The organism is Paenibacillus sp. JNUCC 35, from assembly GCF_058269095.1.
Window position 1 is genome coordinate 4,431,593 of record NZ_CM177771.1, and the last position, 20,617, is coordinate 4,452,209.

17 protein-coding genes are annotated in these 20,617 nt (G+C 41.9%); 3 read left to right on the forward strand and 14 right to left on the reverse strand.

Annotated features, from left to right (window positions below; genetic code table 11):
* The first annotated feature begins 312 nt into the window (after positions 1-312).
* Complete coding sequence (locus AC2TF6_RS19955) at positions 313-1,116, forward strand: Rpn family recombination-promoting nuclease/putative transposase (RefSeq protein ID WP_491311692.1); 804 nt, start codon at positions 313-315, stop codon at positions 1,114-1,116.
* A 187-nt stretch (positions 1,117-1,303) separates the two neighbouring features.
* Here the strand turns inward: AC2TF6_RS19955 and AC2TF6_RS19960 are convergent, their stop codons facing one another.
* The 7 genes from AC2TF6_RS19960 to AC2TF6_RS19990 all read right to left on the reverse strand — a co-directional run bounded on the left by AC2TF6_RS19960 (position 1,304) and on the right by AC2TF6_RS19990 (position 7,784).
* The gene (locus tag AC2TF6_RS19960) at positions 1,304-1,438 is read right to left on the reverse strand and encodes an SEC-C metal-binding domain-containing protein (protein WP_491308180.1); all 135 of its coding nucleotides are present in this window, start codon (positions 1,436-1,438) and stop codon (positions 1,304-1,306) included.
* Positions 1,439-1,580: 142 nt separating this feature from the next.
* Complete coding sequence (locus AC2TF6_RS19965; RefSeq protein ID WP_491308181.1) at positions 1,581-2,363, reverse strand: hypothetical protein; 783 nt, start codon at positions 2,361-2,363, stop codon at positions 1,581-1,583.
* Positions 2,364-2,384: 21 nt separating this feature from the next.
* Positions 2,385-3,854 carry a protein kinase domain-containing protein gene (locus tag AC2TF6_RS19970; RefSeq protein ID WP_491308182.1) on the reverse strand — a complete coding sequence of 490 codons (1,470 nt, stop codon included), beginning with the start codon at positions 3,852-3,854 and terminating at the stop codon, positions 2,385-2,387.
* Positions 3,855-4,028: 174 nt separating this feature from the next.
* On the reverse strand, positions 4,029-4,697 hold the full coding sequence (locus AC2TF6_RS19975; protein ID WP_491308183.1) for a hypothetical protein: 669 nt from the start codon (positions 4,695-4,697) through the stop codon (positions 4,029-4,031).
* A gap of 178 nt (positions 4,698-4,875) precedes the next feature.
* A complete protein-coding gene (locus AC2TF6_RS19980; protein ID WP_491308184.1) occupies positions 4,876-5,721 on the reverse strand; it encodes a hypothetical protein in 846 nt (281 codons plus the stop codon).
* Positions 5,722-7,461 carry a TniQ family protein gene (locus AC2TF6_RS19985; RefSeq protein WP_491308185.1) on the reverse strand — a complete coding sequence of 580 codons (1,740 nt, stop codon included), beginning with the start codon at positions 7,459-7,461 and terminating at the stop codon, positions 5,722-5,724. It lies immediately after the preceding gene.
* Positions 7,461-7,784, reverse strand: coding sequence for a hypothetical protein (locus AC2TF6_RS19990; protein WP_491308186.1), 324 nt, complete (start codon positions 7,782-7,784; stop codon positions 7,461-7,463). Before AC2TF6_RS19990 ends, AC2TF6_RS19985 begins: the two co-directional genes overlap by 1 nt.
* 150 nt (positions 7,785-7,934) lie before the next feature.
* On the opposite strand from AC2TF6_RS19990, the gene AC2TF6_RS19995 reads away from it, so the two are divergent.
* Positions 7,935-8,276, forward strand: coding sequence for a helix-turn-helix domain-containing protein (locus AC2TF6_RS19995; protein WP_491308187.1), 342 nt, complete (start codon positions 7,935-7,937; stop codon positions 8,274-8,276).
* A gap of 39 nt (positions 8,277-8,315) precedes the next feature.
* Here AC2TF6_RS19995 and AC2TF6_RS20000 read toward each other — a convergent pair whose 3' ends face one another.
* From AC2TF6_RS20000 to AC2TF6_RS20020, 5 genes are all read right to left on the reverse strand, one after another.
* Positions 8,316-9,365: a TniB family NTP-binding protein gene (locus AC2TF6_RS20000; protein WP_491308188.1), complete on the reverse strand. Its 1,050-nt coding sequence runs from the start codon at positions 9,363-9,365 to the stop codon at positions 8,316-8,318.
* Complete coding sequence (locus AC2TF6_RS20005) at positions 9,366-11,438, reverse strand: TnsB C-terminal domain-containing protein (RefSeq protein WP_491308189.1); 2,073 nt, start codon at positions 11,436-11,438, stop codon at positions 9,366-9,368. It lies immediately after the preceding gene.
* Positions 11,429-12,091 carry a TnsA endonuclease N-terminal domain-containing protein gene (locus AC2TF6_RS20010; RefSeq protein ID WP_491308190.1) on the reverse strand — a complete coding sequence of 221 codons (663 nt, stop codon included), beginning with the start codon at positions 12,089-12,091 and terminating at the stop codon, positions 11,429-11,431. The genes AC2TF6_RS20005 and AC2TF6_RS20010 overlap by 10 nt, the downstream gene beginning before the upstream one ends.
* A 161-nt stretch (positions 12,092-12,252) precedes the next feature.
* Positions 12,253-14,166, reverse strand: coding sequence for a TniQ family protein (locus tag AC2TF6_RS20015; RefSeq protein ID WP_491308191.1), 1,914 nt, complete (start codon positions 14,164-14,166; stop codon positions 12,253-12,255).
* Positions 14,167-14,672: 506 nt separating this feature from the next.
* Positions 14,673-17,291, reverse strand: a complete 2,619-nt coding sequence (locus AC2TF6_RS20020; protein WP_491308192.1) for an adenosylcobalamin-dependent ribonucleoside-diphosphate reductase — start codon at positions 17,289-17,291, stop codon at positions 14,673-14,675.
* 545 nt (positions 17,292-17,836) lie between these two features.
* On the opposite strand from AC2TF6_RS20020, the gene dat reads away from it, so the two are divergent.
* The gene (gene dat / locus AC2TF6_RS20025) at positions 17,837-18,676 is read left to right on the forward strand and encodes a D-amino-acid transaminase (RefSeq protein WP_491308193.1); all 840 of its coding nucleotides are present in this window, start codon (positions 17,837-17,839) and stop codon (positions 18,674-18,676) included.
* 118 nt (positions 18,677-18,794) lie between these two features.
* Here the strand turns inward: dat and AC2TF6_RS20030 are convergent, their stop codons facing one another.
* Entirely contained in the window at positions 18,795-19,613 is an 819-nt protein-coding gene (locus AC2TF6_RS20030; RefSeq protein ID WP_491308194.1) for an AAC(3) family N-acetyltransferase, read from the reverse strand.
* 29 nt (positions 19,614-19,642) lie between these two features.
* Positions 19,643-20,485, reverse strand: a complete 843-nt coding sequence (locus AC2TF6_RS20035; RefSeq protein ID WP_491308195.1) for a lipoate--protein ligase family protein — start codon at positions 20,483-20,485, stop codon at positions 19,643-19,645.
* Positions 20,486-20,617 lie beyond the last annotated feature (132 nt).

A 20,617-nucleotide genomic window follows, 5' to 3' on the forward strand; every position in this document is an offset into this window, starting at 1 on the left:
TTTATAAAACTCTGAAAAGAGCTCAAGCTATAACAACGCCTGAGCTTCAACTGATTAGGTAAATGTGGCTCCGATACACATATTACCTGATAAGCAACAGTCAGTTCACCGTATCGTTTTTTTGGCTAAGCTGGGATGAATCGCTTGCTCCGATATTTTCACATACAACAGTTTAAAGAGAGATGCGAATCAAAATTTTGCGTGTTTGCCTCGTGTGTCTAAGATCTTGCAAGCATGATATACTAGTAAGGAATGGAGTTGATTGCACATGAATGAACTTCTAGATCCCGAAATGACTTTTTATTCAAACGCATATTCGGCAGTGAAGAGAACCGGGATGTACTGCTTGCCTTCTTGAATAAGACCTTTATAGAAGCGGAAAGACCCCCTTTGACGGAGATTATCTTGCTGAATCCCTATACCGAAAAGGATGCTCCCCGCGATAAACAGTCCATTTTGGACATTCGAGGCAAAACAGCGGACGGGGAACTTATCAACGTTGAAATGCAATTATTTAATAAATACGATACCGAGAAACGTACGATGTTTTATTGGAGCAAACTATACAGCGGTCAGCTTCAAGAGGGCCAGTCATATAAAATGCTCAAAAAATGTGTGACCATAAACATCCTGAACTATTCGTTTCTGCCTAACAACCAGTATCATAACGTGTTCCATCTGCGTGAAGATCGAAGCGGCCTACCGCTTATAGATGACTTAGAACTGCATTTTCTTGAATTGCCTAAGATTGGCGATCATGCAACTCCTGTTGAGAGTGGTGGACTAGTCAATTGGTTACTTTTCTTAAAAGGTGTCGATAAATCCAATTGGGAGGTGCTGACGATGAACGAGCCTGCATTGAAAAAAGCAATGGACACATTGGAATTTCTTAGTCAGGATGCTGAGGCCCGCCGATTGTATGAAGACAGACAAAAGTATCTGCATGATGAAGCTTCCATGATTGAAGGAGCTATGGCTGAGGGTGAAGCTCGCGGCGAGCAAAAGAAAGCGATCCAGATGGCACTGGAGCTTCTCAAGCTTGGAGTGGATACAGCTGTCATAGCCAAGGCCTCCGGGCTGTCCGAGAAAGAAATCATCGCCTTAAGAAAGCAGTAATAAAATCGATAAAAGGATGATTGTAGGATTATCTAAATCTGGATGTTCAGCTTGAAAAGCCCGGACATTATCCATCACTTTTTTATATAAGTTGATAATTTCCTGCTCAGTCCACGTAGTATGAATTTCATCCATGATTATCTCAAGTTCAACCTCTGAGACTGTAAAGAAATCGCTGCAGCAATTACTACATCCCGAGAACTGTAGTTTCAACTTGCTCATAAAGTTTGAATAGGTGTGCCGCGCGACTGTCAGGAGCGACCCGATGACAATTTTTCGAAGCCTTCCCGCTTCCACAGAAGCAACGTTCTTTCTTAGCCATAAACTACCTTCAGCATGTATAATTTCCGTCTGTAAATATTCGCCAAAATATGACTAATTTCCTTCTCCTGTAGGGTGATAGACCAACAGAAGCTTATCTCCACTTAAAATTAAAGAGCCGAGCAGCAATGTACTCGATCCCATTAATTACCGAAGAATTCCTTCTCCAATATTTCAACGGCTTCACTTATAGGTATGACCCATAGGAACCCTGCTTCTTTATTCCCATTAGATAATATACCAAGTAATCGAAACGGATTCTCAGTATCTTCTCTTTGATAAGAATAAGCAAATGAACCACTCATCCCACCAAAATCGGGCAGTGGATGACCTGTCTGACCAAATTCATTAGTCCCATCCACATCTGCCAGTAATACTATTCTCTGCGATGCTTCATCAACTCGATCAATAAAGGTCGTATAAGGTGTCGTTGTCATATCTACTACGAATGCATCATAATCCACGTCGGTTTCTTCTTTAGAGATACCATGTAGAAATACAACATTGCATTTATTTTCAAAATAACCTAATGGATCTTCATAAATCAAACCATCTTCCAAGAAGCATTTATTTTGTTCCTGCTCCATAAATACTGCGGACGTATGAGCAACTTCAAAGATTGCTATATCTCGCTCGAAATCAACTGCTTGCTTCAATAAAGTCAATGCTTTTGTTCCACCTTGATACTGGTAAGGAATCACGATGTCAGAGAGAGGAAGTAGTTCATTACCTAATGTGACAACATGTTTAGCCGTAACAGCAAAATATCTATGTTTATATTTCAATAAGCCGGCAGATCCAAGTGTACCAATTTCATAACCTGCTACACCTGTCTTATTAAATATTCGAGTCAATACCGGACCGGAAAAGAGTTTAAACTCCTTAGATTTCTGGAGAAGCTCTTCCTGTTCGATTCTTATCTCCACGATCATCACCTCACAGAAAGTCTAGTCTGGCAACCTCTCTAACAAATCCTTTGCAGAATACCTGATCCCCGCGCATTCTTCTAGGATGCTTCTAGCGAGTTGTTTTACTTCTACATCTTTCGAGGTGATACACACAAGATAAGCGATATTAGCAAAAGTATCGTAGTTACCCCATCCACCATATCCAGTTGCATTAACAAAAGTGTGTGATATCGATTGCAAAATCCTTGTCTGATAAATAACTCCGAAGTTCAAGATCAAATTTCCAAACGATGACAGTCGATGTTCTACTATGAACTTGCTAATCTTGTCTGCATCCACCAAAGCCATTACATACTCATGCACTTGGGCGTTATACTTAGCATTCAGAATATTATTTATCGCGTTTTGTTTGTTCTCCTCTTTATTCACACTATTGATAACGAAGTCTACATCCTTAATTATCTCTCTAACTGAGTCATATCTTAATGATTTATCCCTTGCCATACACCGTTCAACTACAGTCTCAAACATATGATCAGGATCTTCTGAATTTAAGGTGAAGATGTAATCAATAATTTTGCCAATAGAGTATATATCACTTTTCAGATCCAATTTGGTAAAGTCTGTACCTGCGGCAGGATCAACAAAAAGATGATTGTTCTTCTCCGTCATCGACGACTTCATGCTGCGTTCAATAGATAAGTCCTTACTTAACCCAAAGTCACAGATCACAAAATCATTCTTAATTTTTAATACATTACCTAAATGAAGATCACGATGGATGATACCTTGTTCATGAGCATATGCCATACCGTTCAGAATATCCAATACGATTTTCAGCTTATCTTCAACAGAGAGATCGAACTCTTCTTCTAAGTACTTAAAGAGATTTGTATCCCCTGGTTCCATCAAATACGAATGGTTGTCCGAATCGTATTCATACACATTCAGAATTTGTGGGCAACCTTCAAGCTTCTGCATATTTTCAAACTCATATCTCATGCGCTTTTGAAGTTTTACATCAATTTGAAAATGGAGCTGCAGCTCTTTCCTTAAAACCCCTTCCCTAACCCGTACAATATTACAGTAAGAACCATAATCCAAAATGTCGTCAGGAGCTAAAATGATGTCTCTCGCTTCTGGATTTCTAACCTTTACGTTGTCTCTCAATAATACTTTTGTGATGAGTTCAATCACGTTGTTACTTTGTTCTTTATTTATCGAGGAGAACTTAAGAATGTTCAAAATATTTTGTAGTACATGTAACCACTTATTGTTCGGCAATCCACTGTATTGGTCAACTAAATACTGGTCTTCTACTATTCTAAGACTACCATTCTGGTCGAAGAAATCAGCAATATCCAAGTACTCAGCACTCAGTACAGAGTTATCAAAATACCAATCCAAAACAAGACCATAATACTGCCAGTTGGTATCTGAGATCTTACTATCCCATAGTCGCTTATCGAGATAACTCAGGATTTTTATATAGTTCTGCTCCGATAACACAATATCCCTCCTTGAACTGCCATTGAATTGGGAATGATGTGACTACTTATTGAGTTCAAATGTATCTGCTTTCGATAACAGCTCAAACTCTTCCCGAGAAGCCACAAGGGCCTCATTCAACCAAAGGATCTTTCCAGACCCCTCATTTAGCTTTACATCGAAGCCGAACTTCCATTAAAAATGAGCAGACCGATCAATGTGACCCCAGTCGACACCTGAAATCCAACCGTCGATGAACTTGATTTCCAACTGGTGAGCAAGCTTCAAGATCTCGCTCATGACGATGGAGCCGTAGCCGCGATTCACGTGAGCACCCTCGATACGAATGTCTGCTATTTGAATGTGTTGTTCCTTTTGAAATACGTGTAAGTAGATATTGGGGTCAGGGAGCTTTACACCCTTATTTGTAATGATCCGAATACGCAAATTGATATTGATATCGTCTTGATCGTCACCGTAATACAAGCGGTATACGATTACTCGTTCGTTATGCTTATTGGTCACGACATTGAGAACACGATGCCCTTCGCCTTCGATCTGAGACGATAGATATTGAACCTCGTATTCGATGTCGCCTTTCCGCTTCAATGGGATCGGTTTATAGTTACGCATTCGCTTCAGATCATCGAGCGAATCGTTGCTGCCAAATAGACCTTTCAAAAGAGAGACAACGGTCATCGCTGTCTCGGTCAATACAGTCTGCTCATGGCATCGTAAAATAATATGCCTAACTGACACTCTTTTTTGTTCGGTGCCAATTAGAAAGTACTCTTTAATTGTAAATTCCAGCTGCTTTAACTCTTTTCGGGGATAAGATTTTAATTTGATTTCTCTAGCATCCAAACCAACTTTGCCTCTATGGCCCGAAGGTTGTCTCCTTCGAGCATCCGCTCCGACAAGACGTTTTGAACTTCGCGAGAGGAAGGGACGACTTGTGCCGGCGAAGGACTAGGTGGGACAAGTTAGCGGCGTCCCTAAAGGATGTCGGTTGGAATTCGCATTAAAATTTCACCCCATTCCCTTAATCAGTATACAATGATTCCCACCCATCAGCCGATCTCTGACTTAGAATTGATAACTTTTCTAATTTAGAATACCAATACTCTTTTTTGGCTTTTTCTTTTTGTAAAGTCATCAGAATATATCTTCTTTGTATATCTACAATCTTTCTTACACTAGATAGTTCAAATTTCTTCAAGAATCCTTTCGCGATAAATTCATCAATCCTTTCCAAATTCACTTTGACGCGACTGCATATTGTCTTTTCATCAAGAAGTCCATGTATCAAATCTGTTCTATATATTTTTTGAGCTTCTATCAATGAAAACGTACCACATTCAAATGATAATTCCTTTGATTTCCTGAACTCAGGAGTCAAAAGAGCCTTTAACTTTTCACATTTCCATATGGCATTTAATTGTTCGAATTTATTATGATTTTCTTTCCACATTGAAACTTTATCCAGTAAGCTAATATTTTCAAGATTTACTTCAAACGATGTAGTGTTCTCTTTTCGCTTAAAATTATTATTTGGAGTATATCGTAAATACCTTTTTCTTTGATAAGAAATATGTGCTATTTTTTCTAACTCCTTCTCAGATAAATCTTCACTTTTAATGAAGGTTACAAGGGGGAGTATTCCTACATTGTGAAGATAGGCGATTAATTTTGCGTAGTTGTATTCATAAATCTTATAGATTTCAAACTCTCCAACAACACCACTTTCTGCCCATAAAATACGCTTTAAGCCTAAACTCTCTTGCTCTTCACGAATCTGGTATTTTAATAATTGTAATCTTTTTTCAGCCTGTCTTAGTTCCAAATAAGACCCATCTAATATAAATCTTTTTAACTCAACCAGGCCCAATTAGCTCAACCCTTCCGACAATTCTACATACTTATTAATTCTAGATACGGTCTCTTCTTTGAAATAATACCTTTTCCTTCCATCCTTCATGACTAAGATATAGTCAGCCTTAATGTCCTGTTCTTCTAGCAATCTCCATAGCCTCTTTTCACCTATTTTTAATAATTTCATTACGTCGCTAAAGTAGAGTCCCTTCTCATCTTGTCTTCTCTTCTTTAAAATTTCCATGCATGTCTTAACTTCTCCCTCATCATAATAATTGTCAGCCAACGAGTACGAATTTTTTCCAGTGATACGACAAGGGTTTAAGTGACTTGAGTATGTAAATGAAATAATTTCGATTATTGTGAAGGCATACTTGGAATACTTTGCCAACACACTATGGAAACTAATCATTGAAGGACTTATCCCCTCCAAACACTCTCCGAGGCAATCCTGTATCAAATTATTAACCTCTTGGATTTGAAACAATACCTTGGATGAATATGCAACTCTAATTGGTGTTATATAACCGGCATTAATTATTTTTTGAACGGAATCAGAGGTGACCCCAATAATCAAACCGACTTCTTTTTTTGATATCAAACAGTTTCGATTTTTTAAATATCCGTCAAGGGGCGTTTTCTCGACTAAATATCTATGCTGACCGTTTATATACTTAGTTTCAATTTTCAGTTCGTTATAATCATTTAATTCATGAAGTTTATCGAATGCAATGCCCGTACTTTGTCTTACTTCTTCCCTTCGAATTTTCCTCCTATCAGCTAATAAACTTGGTTTTCTTTTAAACACAGAAAAATCCTTCCTTACATTACCTTTATCAATTTGTTCAACAAAATAGGAATTGTATGCATCTTGGACCCAAGCAAAATCTTGAACATTGAAAATATCTTCAAAGGCCTTTAGACGTTCGTATCGTTGACTACCTTTATTACGACTTAGGAAATTATCTAGTACGATGTAAAAATGTTTTGGAAAGTCTAGATACATCCAGTACACATTAGCTAATGCAACTGCTAGCTTAAATCCACTTTTTTTCCCCTTAAATTGGTTATAAAAAATGGTTAACTTTTCAAATGTCATTCCGGTAAAATCAACAGCACCAATAAGTAAATGAAAACTCAAGTAAGCTAGTCTAAAGTATTGAGCAAAATTGCAATTTTGTATAAAACAGCTTTCTTTCTCCCATAGATTGTTCACTAATTGTTGCTGGGACTGAATAATAATATTGTTGTCAATTGGATCAGGACATTTTGTATCTTCAAAATTAAACGAACATATCTCACATATTTGATTTGTAAACGTCCCCAAGTTGATTGAACGATTACATTGAGGACATAGATCTATCAACATTACGTTATGATTAGTACATAGATGAATGGGTGTTATACACCAAATTGTACGGTGATAGTATTTTTCTTTAATACACTGGGGGCAATATTTCACTTTATTCTTTAAAATTATCTTTGAGGCTAGTTCCGATCCAAAGAAATCTTCTAAATTATATCCATTTTTTTCAGTTATTGAATCATTCTCCCCTAAAATAAAGGTATTTATTTTCTCTAATGCCTTAAGATTAATTTCATTATTTTGCGCTTGGTAAACTGATAATTCCAGAAAATTATTGAGGTAAGAATAACGGTGGTAATTCATTTTTGATACTCTATGAAGAAAACCCGATATACTTTCATTGCTTTGGATAACGGGGCTAATTAATGCTTTCTTCAAATTTCCACTCATTATTTTTTCCTATTTCTTTTCTTACGTTTCTTTATTTGTTCTTTTATTGATCGGATCATCGCTTGATAAGTTTCAAGTCCGTGACGATCAACACTAATATCATTTGAAATACGATACGCAATTGTTAACCCTCCATCTTTCAATAAAACAAAGATATATTCATCGTCGTAGTTATCGAAATAAATGGAAATACTACCAAACTCTTTTCCATACCACTGTTCACGAATAGCAATGCTACATGAGTAGATAAAGCCTTTAAAAAGAATTCCTTTATCTGTTAACTCAGCTTGCTCAAGTGGAAAAAAATCAATTAATTTTTCCACACTTGTTACACCTCCTATTATTCTATTAGTCCTATTATTTCCAAATGATAGATTTATCATACATATATATAGTATTTGGTTTTAAATACTATTTTTCTCTCGTGTTTAACGGTATTCTGGTTGACTACACTTCAATTAGAGGTGTAGCTAATGTCTGAATCAATTTTGAAATTAATTGGTAAACGGATACGGGACTTACGAAAAGAAAAAGGATTGTCACAGGAGCAATTAGGTGAGTTGGCGAACTTAAACTACACCTATATTGGGGGAGTCGAACGAGCGGAAACAAATATTTCTGTGCTTAATCTTACAAAGATTGCACATGCATTAAATGTTGGGGTGATTGAACTCTTCTCTTATACTAGGATATACGACCAAACAAAAGGGAAATCTTCTGATCTAGAACAAATCATTGATCTTCTCCTTTCGATTAGTCCTAAAGAAGTGAAAAAAGCGAAGAACATATTGATGGAAGTTTTTGACAAAAATTAGATGGCGGCCTAGGTGGCCGCCATTTGAGTTATTAACCATTTATACATTTAGCGAAGGTCCTTGAGCTTTCTGCAAGTTTCTTCCCTTTTTCCGTTTGATCATCAGTTTCTCTTTGTACTTGTTCATCGCATCATTCTCAGTTCCAAGCGTTGTTTCTAAATCAAAATTAGTGTCGGCAAAGGGATTTGCAACAAATGGTCTAGCCACTTGTTTTACTTTCAGAAGTGCCTTCGCCAAATGTGATTCAGCTATTTTATCAGCGCCTGCCTTAACGGCAATATATGTCGCATACTCAAGTAACTTCATTACATAAAAAGGTATTCCATTCGAGATGTAGTACAACTTATCAGCAGTTCGTGGATCAGCCAGATTCGCTAATTCAGCAAAAGGAAGCAATTTATCAACTTTTTGAAGAAATACCCTAAAAATAAGAATCTCCTCAACGGTACCATATGCGAAAGCTTCTAACGCAACTTTGTTACAAAATCTTCGATCCAATTGGGGATTGCTAATAAAAACTTTTACTGATTCCGGCATTCCACAGAGAATAACAGCAATGCCAATTTCTTCGGTAAATGTCTTAACCCAGTTTGATGCTGTCGCTAATACATACTCGGTGTCTGCATCAATTAGATGCTGGAACTCGTCAAAAATAATAACTTTTATCCCAAGTTCCTTGACAAAGTGATGAATGCGACTGGTCAACTCAGTTTCGGATCCTTTATGGCTGAAGGGATCTCCCATATCTTCTAGCACTTTCGATGCAAGCATTCTCGGTGTTGCTTTTGGAGGAACAACTACCCTTAATACTGGAATATGCGTATATTCTCGATCATCCGTTTCTTTAGTTTCACGAGGATATCTTGCCGTGAATTCCTTGGTTACCGTACTCTTCCCCGCACCTGTTGGCCCAAAAATATATAAACAATCTGGACTAACGGAGTCATCCGACAAATCCATGATCGTTTCCATCTCCTCAAGCAGATTTTCATACTTTGGGTGATGGACAATGATCTTTTTAACATGCTCAACACGTCTTTTCAATTCCTTTGAATCAGGTGCTTTTCCATCTAACCGTTCAAAATCCAATTAACATATCTCCTTTTGCCCAATCCCCCAACTGTCTGCAATTTTATCTAAATCAATGTTGTCTACTTGCAAGGCACCAGGTTCAGGTTTTACAATAATAGTTTCTTCCTGATTATTATCTGATTTAGAAGGCTTTATACCTCCGTTACTTTCCTCAGGATTTAGAATCGATATATTCATTGCTTCTACAAGTCCAGGAAGTTGTTTGATAGGTACACCTTTAATTGCACTGGCCACAGTTTCATTGACTGCTGCCTCCCTTCTTCTTCTTCTACGAATCCCTTGATATTCTAATTTGCATTCTTGTTGAATCTCTTCAACGTTTAATCTAGCCCTGCCTTGTAGCGAAGAATCATAGTCATTATATGCACTACCATCCTTGTTTGTCAGATATGCCAACAATTCAGCATTAATCGGATAATTCTTGTCGATATTTTTTCGTTCCAGGCCTCCATTTTTAATAAAGGCCTCAATATAACGTTTATTGAATTCATCTTTTACATAGATAACCCTTAAATCAGAGCCATAGCGAATCAGTACTTCACGACTTCTACCTTCACGTTCCAATCGCTTTCTAAGTTCATTTAATTCATCACTAAAAAAATGATGTCCCATGAGTAATATTCCACGAGGACCGACGGTACGTGTATTACTGTTTGAAGAGAAGAGTAATTCTAAATACTGACGATTTGCAGGTAATTTAGGATGTATCTTCATTTCTTTTAAGCCTTTAGCCCATAAATGCTCTGGAACCCCTTGGATGTTCTGACCTCTATTAAAATTGTTCGCGACCATGTCAACAATTGCTATGTGTGCGATATGATACAGTCCTTTACTATCGACCACCGCTTTCGCTGCCGAGTCATATTGTCCTTTTTTTGTAGGATTTGAAAAAAGTGAACCGACTAATCCTTGAAATGCTTTATGATTTAGATTTCCTAGTGCTTGTTCAACGGATCCTTTTTGATGACCGGAAGCTACTTCGCAATATCTAAGTCCGATACGAAGAGCCGAACACACCTCTTCTACTTCTTTCGCGTCGTTTACCTTTGCATTATCCAAAAGTATTGATTGAGGGACACCATATGCCGTCCAATTCTTCTCAACCCGTGTGTACAACTCTTTAAATCCAGTCTTTGGTAAGATGCAATGTAAAATTAATTGTTTCCAATCACCAGCATCAGGCTCCTTTTTAAAGATGATATTAAATCCCATCGGTTCACCTGTTGCCTGATCCATTCCGTACATGAGGACCGGACGAAATAACTCGTCAAGTTCAAAGTCTACGATTAAACAGTCAATTGGCGTCCAGTCACATTCCATACATTCAAGTGGACGTGTTGCTCTTGCATTTGAATGCACACCATTGTGTTTTAAATCTGCTTGATTTACCCCCATGTGTTCTTTATCGCGCTCATATGTATCTACTGTTTCCTTCCGTATCCTTCGATATGTCGATTCTGAAACATTCTTGAGTTGCTCATGATCTGCCCTTGTCAAATTAATATTTTTTATTTCAGCATCAAGCACATCATATTCGTCTTTAATAGTAACGTATTCCGCTTTGCTTCCATATTTAAAAATAATGCGAGAAACTTCAGTCATTACTTCTGTAGCGACCCGATGATCTTTTGGCCCCCTCATTTTTGGAATTAAGTCTAATTTGTTCTCTCGCTTATACCATAAATCTAACCATCTATAAATCGACGCGGGAGAAATCGAGCCATTGGGCTTTAATTCCTCAGGATAGTTATCAGCATAAGCCTGAAACTGTGATGGCCTTATTTTTCGTTCAATAATAGGCTCAATCGCTTTATACCGTTTCTCCATAATATCGATTTGAACATCAGTATAATCTTTAGTACTGTATTCAATAACATCAGAGTCTTGACCTTCATGCAGAATAATTAGCCTTTTCTCATTGTAAGCAGTCAAGATCTCAATAAGAGACAGCAATTCCTTTGTGTCGTGTGTTATATTAAACAATTCAACATCATCATCTCTTTGCCGGAGCACTTCATATGTGTTCGGTCCAATTCGAAATTGCGTACCATACTTGAAATCTATGAGCATGAACTTCTCTCCCCCTCAACTGAATAACGTAAAACTGAATCGTCAGATAGCTTTACATTAACTAAATCTGTTGAAATCTCTTGTAGGTAAATCAATTGATAAACAGCCTTATAGAAGCTTTCTTCATCAATTTCCTCACAAGACTCCCTCAATATAAAAAGATAGATTTCTGTTTTTTGCTTCAATTGCCCCAAAATATGGTCCATAATTTTATCCGAAACTTCTTGAGTACCTAGATGACGAAGTAATGAAAGATTGGTTTGCAAGTACCCTGGGTTTATTTCCTCCTCTGTGAATACCTCGTAATGCCATCTCTGAGCTTCGCAAAATTTTCTACCAACTTCATACTTAATAACATTTGACGGATAGTTCTTAAACCGAAGAGATTTTACCTCAATAATGAAAACACGGCCATCTTTTAGGATTAATTTGAAATCCGGAAAATACTTATGTTTTTTACCATTCAATAAATAATGAATGCAGACCGGCTGATAAAAAATTTCTTCAACTTGAACATCAAAGTCAGCTAGTCTAATAAAGTTCCTTTCAAGAAAACTCTCCCAATGAATCATATCACCAGTTTTAAGAAATGGTTCTTTCCCACGGAAACCTTTTCTTTTCGGCATAATTTTGCGAGCTGGTTTGTACGGCATACGCTTTTCACCTCTGTTCATTTCATTATTTGTGGTAAAAGTATTGCCAATTCTTATGCTGTGATAAACAGTCTTTTTTGATAAACTTATATATTTAATTAAGATACAAAAAAGGGTAGTGCTAGATCTTTCCTAGAAAACTACCCAAAACCATATTTAAATTAGCCCTTTACATGACTAAGAAGATTGTTCGCTTCTTCCACTAAATACATGTATTTAAAACCGCCATCAATTTTATTTCCTGTTATTGCTTTTAAACCAAAATCCTCTTCTAATTTTCTTATAGAAATTTTAATATTAGTAAAATACTCATTTTTAATTCCGTCTAACGACATATATGTTTCTTTAAATTTTTGAATCGACACCTTATGATAGACCTTAAAAGAAAATTCTTCGTGATATGTAGCTTCTAAAATCCCTATTTTCACCCAAAAGTTCACGCAATGCTCTTTCACACCAAGCAATCGTGCAACTTCTATTGTTCTTAGGTTGTTTCCCTGACTTTCATTGAATTTACGTCTAAAAAAATCTTTAACCTGCATTCTATTGAACAATAGTACATTTAAACCAATTCCTGCACCAATACCACATGGTAGAAGTTCTTCATTTAAAATCATCTGAACAAGTCTTCCTGAAGAACAATGTTTATGAGCCTGTCCGATGTTAACCACTTTTTGAAAATTTATAATTAAGCTTTCCTCTGTAACTTGATTGGTAACCCTACTTCTAAGATTGTCAATAAATACATCAATTGATTGTTTTTTTATATATCTTGCGTTAGAAAAGTCATACTCTTTATATGAATATTCAAGATATCCATATCTCACGATGTCATCTATCCCAAATCCTACATCCAAATAACTTTGAGCTTCCAAGTAGCTAAGCATTTGCTGATTCTCTGCATCTTGTTTAGACTTATACTTTTCTAGACTCTTTTTAATTGTAATTATGTTAATACCTAGTGCTTTTTTTGAAATTTGACCTTCAATTTCATGATTTACTATTAATCGAATTAGTTTTTCTTTACTCACATTTAAATATCGCGCAGCTTGAATTCCAGATATGATCAATTCCTCGTACACATTTATAATTTTTATCAGATTTGAACAAGAGTAGGAATTAAAATTATCTAAAAGATAATTTATAAATCCTTTACGCAAAAGTACTAAACTGTCGTACCTTGCATCGAATAAGTCGCTGTAAAAATTCCCGAAATCCCCCATGATATTATTGAATTTTTTATTTGAAGTAGACACCTTCACTTCCTCTAAAAATTTATAAAAGTTATTTGGCCAATCAGAAAATACTTTAATAGCCTCTCTTTGTAAAGTTGAAAATTCTTCTAAATTGCAATTAACACCAGAAAAATGAGAGATATTTTTGCATTCACACATAAATTTCGATACTAACAAAATACTATTATTTAACGAAACAAAATCCATCTCATTTATTACTACACTAAATTGTTCATTATACTTAGTATTCAATAGATGATTCGTACTAATTCCACAAATAGCGAAGATTCTCATTGACAAATACAAGCTTTCCTTATTTGCTGCTGCTAAATTGGAATTCTTATGCTCATGACCGCAACTACAACGAAATATATCAGAATTCCACCATGTCATTGATTTCGAGCATTTTTGGCATTTATCAATAAGCATACATGAATGTATAGGACAGGAGGTTAAGTTAATTAAGCTCCATATTTTTCTGATATAATTCTTTTCTTGCAAGCAAAGTGAACATACTTTTAATTTTCTAGTGCAAATCGAATTCATATTAACATTAGCATTGAAGTATCTATAATAAATTTCCGATTCATCAAACGATACTATGAAAAGCTGTTGAAGCAATTCTCCTTCAAAACCCAAAATGCTTTCCAATAAGTTTAAATCTTTTTCGGATATTACAGTAGTATCAAGAAAAAAACTATGCATTCTTGAATCTTCGTAAACACTCAATAATTTATAAATGTATATTGGGTTAATTCGGTTGCTTTGCGCGGATCTTATAAGATAACTGCTTATGCTCTCATCTAATTTTGGGCTCGGGCGACTGAGAAGTTTAAACATATAAACCACTTCACCTTTATGTTCAAATTATACTAAAATAGCAAAAGTGTTAATTATATTTAATTAGCACTTTTGCTAATTACCTATTTTCCCAAATAATCAGCTATATATACTTCTTATATAAAGGTGAAGTCCACGAGTTCGTTGATTTAACGGAGATATTGTCCTTGGGCAAGACGATGCCATACAATGCAGCATAAGGACTTAAAATAAGGCTTGTTGTTGCCGAATCTTCGCGCTTACCCGCTTTTCATGATACCTCCATTTTACGACAAAAAAGGTACAGCCTCTTCAACTTTCTTGAAGAACTGTACCTTTTTCTAAGCAATAGACTTTTTTCGGTTCAATTAGGGAAGGCAAATAGGTCTAGGTCAAAAATGATGTATAACAATGTATAATTATACATTTATCATTAAATACGAAAATTCCTTCTCATTTACTTGAAAAAAATTCTCAGTATTTATGACGCCACACATTTATAAAGTAAACTAAACTTTATTCAATCCTTACGAACAACGGCTGTATCCGCAGTTCGTACAGTTCTTGCAGCCTTCGCTGTTCACGAGCGAAGCGGAGCCGCAGGACGGGCACAAGTCAAGCGAAGTCAGCCCAGCAGGCGCAGCACCTGCGGAAGGTGCAGCATGGCTAAGAGCATCCGGCGCTTCAGGCACGACTTCTCTTGTGGCGGTTACGTAAGCCTCCGCATCCGTTTCACCGGCCATCGCCTCTTCATGCATCTCAAGCGCTTTGGCGACCGCATCGGCGATGGACTCGACACGGTTGGCGCCGAAGCCGATGGCCCCGGAACCGCCGATACCTTTGAGATGCTTGATCAACAGGTTCACTTTGTTCCCGTGATCGCCGTAGCGCAGGAACAAGGAGCAGACGCGGCCGAGCGCTTCCGCCATGGCGAAGACGTCCGAGCCCGCTTTTCCCACGTTGAGGAAAATTTCGCTCGGCGAGCCGTTCATGTCGTTGATTGTAATGTACGCCATACCGAACGGCGTATTGATTTTATAGGTAGCGCCGCGCAGAATTTGCGGACGGCGTTTATATTCTTTATCGAAGACGTTCCCGGAAATCGCATCCGCTTGGACGACCGGTTCCGCCGCAACCGCCACAGACGGTGCTTCTGTCGGAACTTCAGGTGCAGGAACGGCCGCTTCGGCTTTCTTTTCGTCCTTCTTGTCCTTGTCCGTTCCGGTGCTGAGTACCTGTACGTCACGGCTGCCGTCGCGGTAGATGGTCACGCCTTTGCATCCCAGATCGAAGGCAAGCTCGTACAGCCGCTCGGTTTCTTCGACCGTGAAATCGGCCGGGCAATTCGCCGTCTTGGAAATGGAACTGTCTACCCAGCGCTGGATAGCGGCTTGAGCGCGGATATGATCCTCCGCCGACAGACTCATGGCCGTCACGAAATAATCCGGCAGTTCCTGGTCCTTGTTGGCATCCTTCCATTCCTGCGCGATCGGCACGAATTGCTTGTCGTAACCGAGGCGGCTTTGGCGGAAATATTCAAAAGCGAAATAAGGCTCGATACCGGTGGAAGTTCCGACCATCGTTCCCGTGCTTCCCGTCGGTGCCTGCGTAATGACCGTCACGTTGCGCATTCCGTTCTTGCGGACGGATTCCGTCACTTCCGGATAAACCTCGTGCATGTTTTTCATAAAGCCGCTCTGCAGGAATTTCTCGGTTTCGAAGTGCTTGAAAGAACCTTTCTCCCCGGCAATTTCAGAAGAAGCCAGGTAAGCTTCACGTGCCATGAAACCATAGATTTTATCCAGGAATTCGAGAGATTCCGGGCTTCCGTAACGGATGCGAAGCTTGATCATCAGCTCGGCCAGCCCCATCGTTCCAAGTCCGACACGGCGTTCACCCTGCTGGTTCTCGCGGTTTTCCTCGAAGTGGTAGGGCGTCTTGTCGATAACGTTGTCCAGAAAACGCGTGGAGTAACGGACGGTTTTGCCTAGCTCGTCCCAGGCGACATCGTCATTCTCCTCGTCGTAAAACTTGGACAGGTTGACGGCGGACAAGTTGCATACGCCCCAGGCCGGAAGCCCCTGCTCTCCGCAAGGATTGGTACAGATGATCGGGTTGAAGTACCAGCTGTTGGACATCTGGTTGTAGTACTCCATAAACACGACGCCCGGCTCCGCGGAGCGCCATGCGGACTCGATGATCGTGTGCCAAACTTCGCGGGCTTTGACCGTGCGGTACACTTTTACGGCTTTTCCGAGCTTTTTCCACTCATTGAGATCGCCGTTCCAAACTTCGTCGTATTCGGGGTCCGTCGTATCCGGGAACACGAGATCCCAGTCCAGATCCTCCTTCACCGCTTTCATAAAGCCGTTGCTTACGCAAACGGAAAGGTTCGCGTTCGTAATCTGGCCCATCGTAGATTTAACGGTGATAAAATCAAGCAGATCGGGGTGCCAGTCGTTGATCATAAGCATCAGAGCACCGCGACGGCTGCCGCCCTGCTCGATCAAGCCCGTCGTATAGCTGAAGAGGCCTCCCCATGACACGGAACCGCTGGAAGAGCCGTTAACGCCTTTAACGATCGCGCGACGCGGGCGAAGGGACGAAAGATTAATTCCGACCCCGCCCCCGCGGGACATAATTTCCGTCATCTCGGACAAGGTGGCCATAATACCTCCGCGGCTGTCATGCGGAGACGGAATGACATAGCAGTTGAACAGCGTCAACTCGTCGCTGGCATCCGCGCCTGCGGCGATACGGCCCCCGGGAACAAGCTTCCAGTCGTCCAGAATGTAACGGAATTTTTCCGTCCATTCCTTCTGTTTTTCCGGCGTCGCTTCCACGGAAGCCATGGCCTTGGCCAGGCGGTCCCACAGCTCATCCGGCGTTTTTTCTATATTAAGAGTCAGTCTGTCGATGTTCGACTCGATCGTTTCGCCGCTGCGCAGCTTAACGGTAACATTGCGCCCATCTCGCGCGGTGATTTCCCCGACTTCCTTGGCCGGAAATTTCGGGTCGTCCTTGGTCAGGACAAGCACCACGTCTCCGACTTTCGTATTGTTCGTGTCCGCATCTTTTAACGCATAACGATCCAAAAAGATTTTTTCACTCAAACCTTCCAAACTTTTCCGCTGCATCGTCTTCAAAACGGCAACACCCTCCCAAATCAATGTACCTGCACCCGGGAACCCGCACCACTGCGCGAATTTCGCGGTATGTACGTAAGCACTATATATAGTGTCCTTAAAAGATTATACAACACTAGATGTTGTGTTACGAATAAACTGCGAATGAATTCAACGGGATAACAAAAAGCAGGTGCTTGTTTTCTCACTTTTTCTTCGCCTTGCTCTTTATTTCGTTTGCGAAACATTTATAAAAAACGACAATTTTCGACATATCGAGCCTGTAAAAGGATAAGAGTCGCGGTGCCCCGCGGGTAATTTTTTGTAAACATTGCTGCAGCCGATTTGCGTGCATACAGACCATCGGCTCATTTGTGTAAGGTATTCTTTCCCCTATATACTATAAACAGATCCGCCGAAAAAAGAAACGGACGTTCGCCAGTTGGGTAATTTTTCGTATTATCCCCTACATACTTTTTACTTTCAATCGGCTGCGCCCAGACACGCTTGCCAACACAAGCGCTTATTTTGGTAATAGAAAGATAACTTAAAGGAGAACTAACCCGATGATGCTTTTCGGAAATCAACTTGTACCGGACGAAGAAGTCCGCATTTCCCCCCTTGACCGGGGCTATTATTTCGGGGACGGCGTCTACGAGGTGTTCCGCATTTACGACGGCCGGCTATTTGAAGTAGAGAAACATATGGAACGTTTCAACCGCAGTATGGCCGAAGTCCGGATCGGCCTTCCTTATCCGCTCGAAGAGCTGGAGAATCTGCTGAACCGGCTCACGGAGGCTGCCGGCATCCCCGACGGCCTCGCTTACGTTCAGATCACCCGCGGCGCCGCTCCGCGTTCCCATCCGTTTCCGGCTGCGGCGGAGCCGGTCGTGACGGGCTGGTGCTCCCCGTTTTTGCGTCCCCTGAAAGATCTGGAAAACGGGATTTCCGCCATCGTCCGGGAGGATATCCGCTGGCACCGGTGCGATATCAAATCGCTGAACCTGCTCCCGAACGTGCTGCTGAAGCAGGAGGCTCTTGACGGCGGTGCGGGCGAAGTTATTTTCAACCGAGGCGGCGTCATCACCGAAGCGAGCGCGTCCAACGTGATGATCGTCAAAGACGGGATCGTGAGAACTCATCCCGCCGATCATCATATCCTGCGGGGCGTCACCCGCTCGCTCGTTATCCGACTCGCGGAAGGTCTGGGCATCGCCGTGCGTGAAGAAGCTTTTCGGGCCGAGGAACTCGCCTCGGCCGATGAAGTCTTCATCACCAGCACTGGCTCCGAAGTTATGCCGGTCGTGCTGGTGGACAGCCGGCCCGTCGGAGACGGCAAGCCCGGTCCCGTTACCCGGCGGCTCCAGCAGGCCTTCGAGGCGGCGATTCCGGCCGGAAGCCGCTGATCCGGCGGACAGCAAAAAAGGCCTCCAAACCGCACTTTAGAGTGGGTTTGGAGGCCTTTTTTTACCGCGGCAGCGGGCCGCCGAAGGCGGAAACCGGTATGCGGCCGCCATCCTTTGGCTACCGGTGCTGCCTCATCCATCCCGCCGCATAATCGACAAGCGGACGCTGCGGCATCAAGGCCGTGTCAGCCGAGCCTACTTTTCCGCGGATGACCACCGAGTGCCGGGCTTCGAAATCCGCACCCGCCCGGTCGAAATCGTCCGAGTCGATTCCGATATCCGGAAACTCCACCCACTGACGGACCCCGTCTCCATCAAGAACAGGCGCCCCGTTCGTGACTTCCTTCTTCGACGCATACTCCGCCCGGTATTCCGCCAAATGGATGGACGTGTTGGAGCCGTGACCGACGCCCAGCAGCAGCACATGACCTTCCAGCTCGTACAGACGGGCAAGCGGGGAACCCTCCCCGAGCCCGTAAGCCAGGGAATGATCGCCCGTCAGTTTCTGCGCCTGCGGTCCGATCGCCGCAAACGAAACCTGCGGGTGGCTGCTGCGCATAACCCCCGGGTAAGTTCTGAACGCTTCCGGCAAGGCTCCCATAAAAAACGTCCGGGTCTCCTCCGCTTTATAGGCCGGCATCGTGCTTCGGATCACGTCCCACCACTCCTGCGGCACGGGCGGATTGCTCCAAGCCGATGGCTCCGACAAGTCGCCGCTGTGTGTCGGCATCATCAGCGTGCCCCCGCTGCCCAATGCGTCCCGGAGAGCAGCTATGACCGCCTGTGTGCCCCCGCAAACCCAACCGAGGGAACTTAGAGAGGAATGGACCAAGAGAATCATCCCCTTCTTCACACCGAGTCTTCTGAGATCCTCCGCAAGGCTTTCCGCCGTATGCGGCCGTTTCCCCGTTCGTTCTATAATCTTGTCGATCGACATGGTACGTTCACCTCACCCCAAAATTACCGCTACCGCTTCAAATTCCATTCGTCGGAACTGTACTTTTCGCGCGCCAGCTCTTCCGCAAGCTCCAGCTCGTACGGAGTCAACGCTCCGTCTTCAAGCTCAATGCCCATGCCTTCGGCTACACCGGCGCGGAATGCGGTTTCCACGTCTCCGAGTGTCACGGGGGCAAGCCCGGCAGTTCGGAGCAGATCGTTAATCGCGACCGCTTTCTGCACAAAGCTCTGCTTCATCCGCTCCGCAATCCGCTCGTTGGAGAAAAGCAGCAGGCCGAACAACTGCTCAACATCCAATTCCAGCAAAATGGAGCCGTGCTGAAGCACGACATTCTTCTGCCTAACCTGCGCGCTTCCAGCGACTTTGCGGCCTTCCACGACAAGCTCGTACCACGAAGGGGAATCAAAGCAGGCCGCCGAGCCGAGCGATTCGTATTTCCTCTTCTCTTCTTCGGTTGCCAGGTTCACCATCTCGGCCGCCAGCCCCAGCTTCCGGAATCCGAGGAGCAGCCCTTCGCTGAGGACCCGGTAAGCTTCCGTTACGCTCGTCGGGATTCCCGGATAACGTTCCGAGACGATGATGCTGTATGTAAGCTCGGCATCGTGCAGAACCGCCCGGCCGCCCGTCGGACGGCGTACGAATCCGAGACCTTGGCCGGCGACTTTGTCCAGATCGATCTCCTTCTGCGCTTTCTGAAAATAACCGATGGAGAGAGCCGCCGGCCCCCAGCCGTAAAAACGGACCGTCGGAGGAACCCTGCCTTCGCTGTGCGCGATGAGAATCGCTTCGTCGATCGCCATGTTCTCAGCCGCCGTCCGGTTGCCTGTATGCATATAACGCCATGTTGTCATGTTCCTCTTCCCTTCTTATCAAGAACGGCAGGCGCGGAAGCCCGGCCCGCCCGTATCGGTTTTGAGTGCACGTTCATTCCTTTATCATAGCACAGGAGCGCTTCCGATAACATTCGATAGAGCTCCCGGCAA

Coding starts and splice junctions, on each gene's coding strand:
- AC2TF6_RS19995 (WP_491308187.1), top strand. CDS start 7,935: ATGTCTGAATCAATTTTGAAATTAATTGGTAAACGGATACGGGACTTA.
- AC2TF6_RS19960 (WP_491308180.1), bottom strand. CDS start 1,438: ATGGCTAAGAAAGAACGTTGCTTCTGTGGAAGCGGGAAGGCTTCGAAA.
- AC2TF6_RS20005 (WP_491308189.1), bottom strand. CDS start 11,438: ATGCTCATAGATTTCAAGTATGGTACGCAATTTCGAATTGGACCGAAC.
- AC2TF6_RS20015 (WP_491308191.1), bottom strand. CDS start 14,166: ATGTTTAAACTTCTCAGTCGCCCGAGCCCAAAATTAGATGAGAGCATA.
- AC2TF6_RS20010 (WP_491308190.1), bottom strand. CDS start 12,091: ATGCCGTACAAACCAGCTCGCAAAATTATGCCGAAAAGAAAAGGTTTC.
- AC2TF6_RS19985 (WP_491308185.1), bottom strand. CDS start 7,461: ATGAGTGGAAATTTGAAGAAAGCATTAATTAGCCCCGTTATCCAAAGC.
- AC2TF6_RS20030 (WP_491308194.1), bottom strand. CDS start 19,613: ATGTCGATCGACAAGATTATAGAACGAACGGGGAAACGGCCGCATACG.
- AC2TF6_RS20035 (WP_491308195.1), bottom strand. CDS start 20,485: ATGACAACATGGCGTTATATGCATACAGGCAACCGGACGGCGGCTGAG.
- dat (WP_491308193.1), top strand. CDS start 17,837: ATGATGCTTTTCGGAAATCAACTTGTACCGGACGAAGAAGTCCGCATT.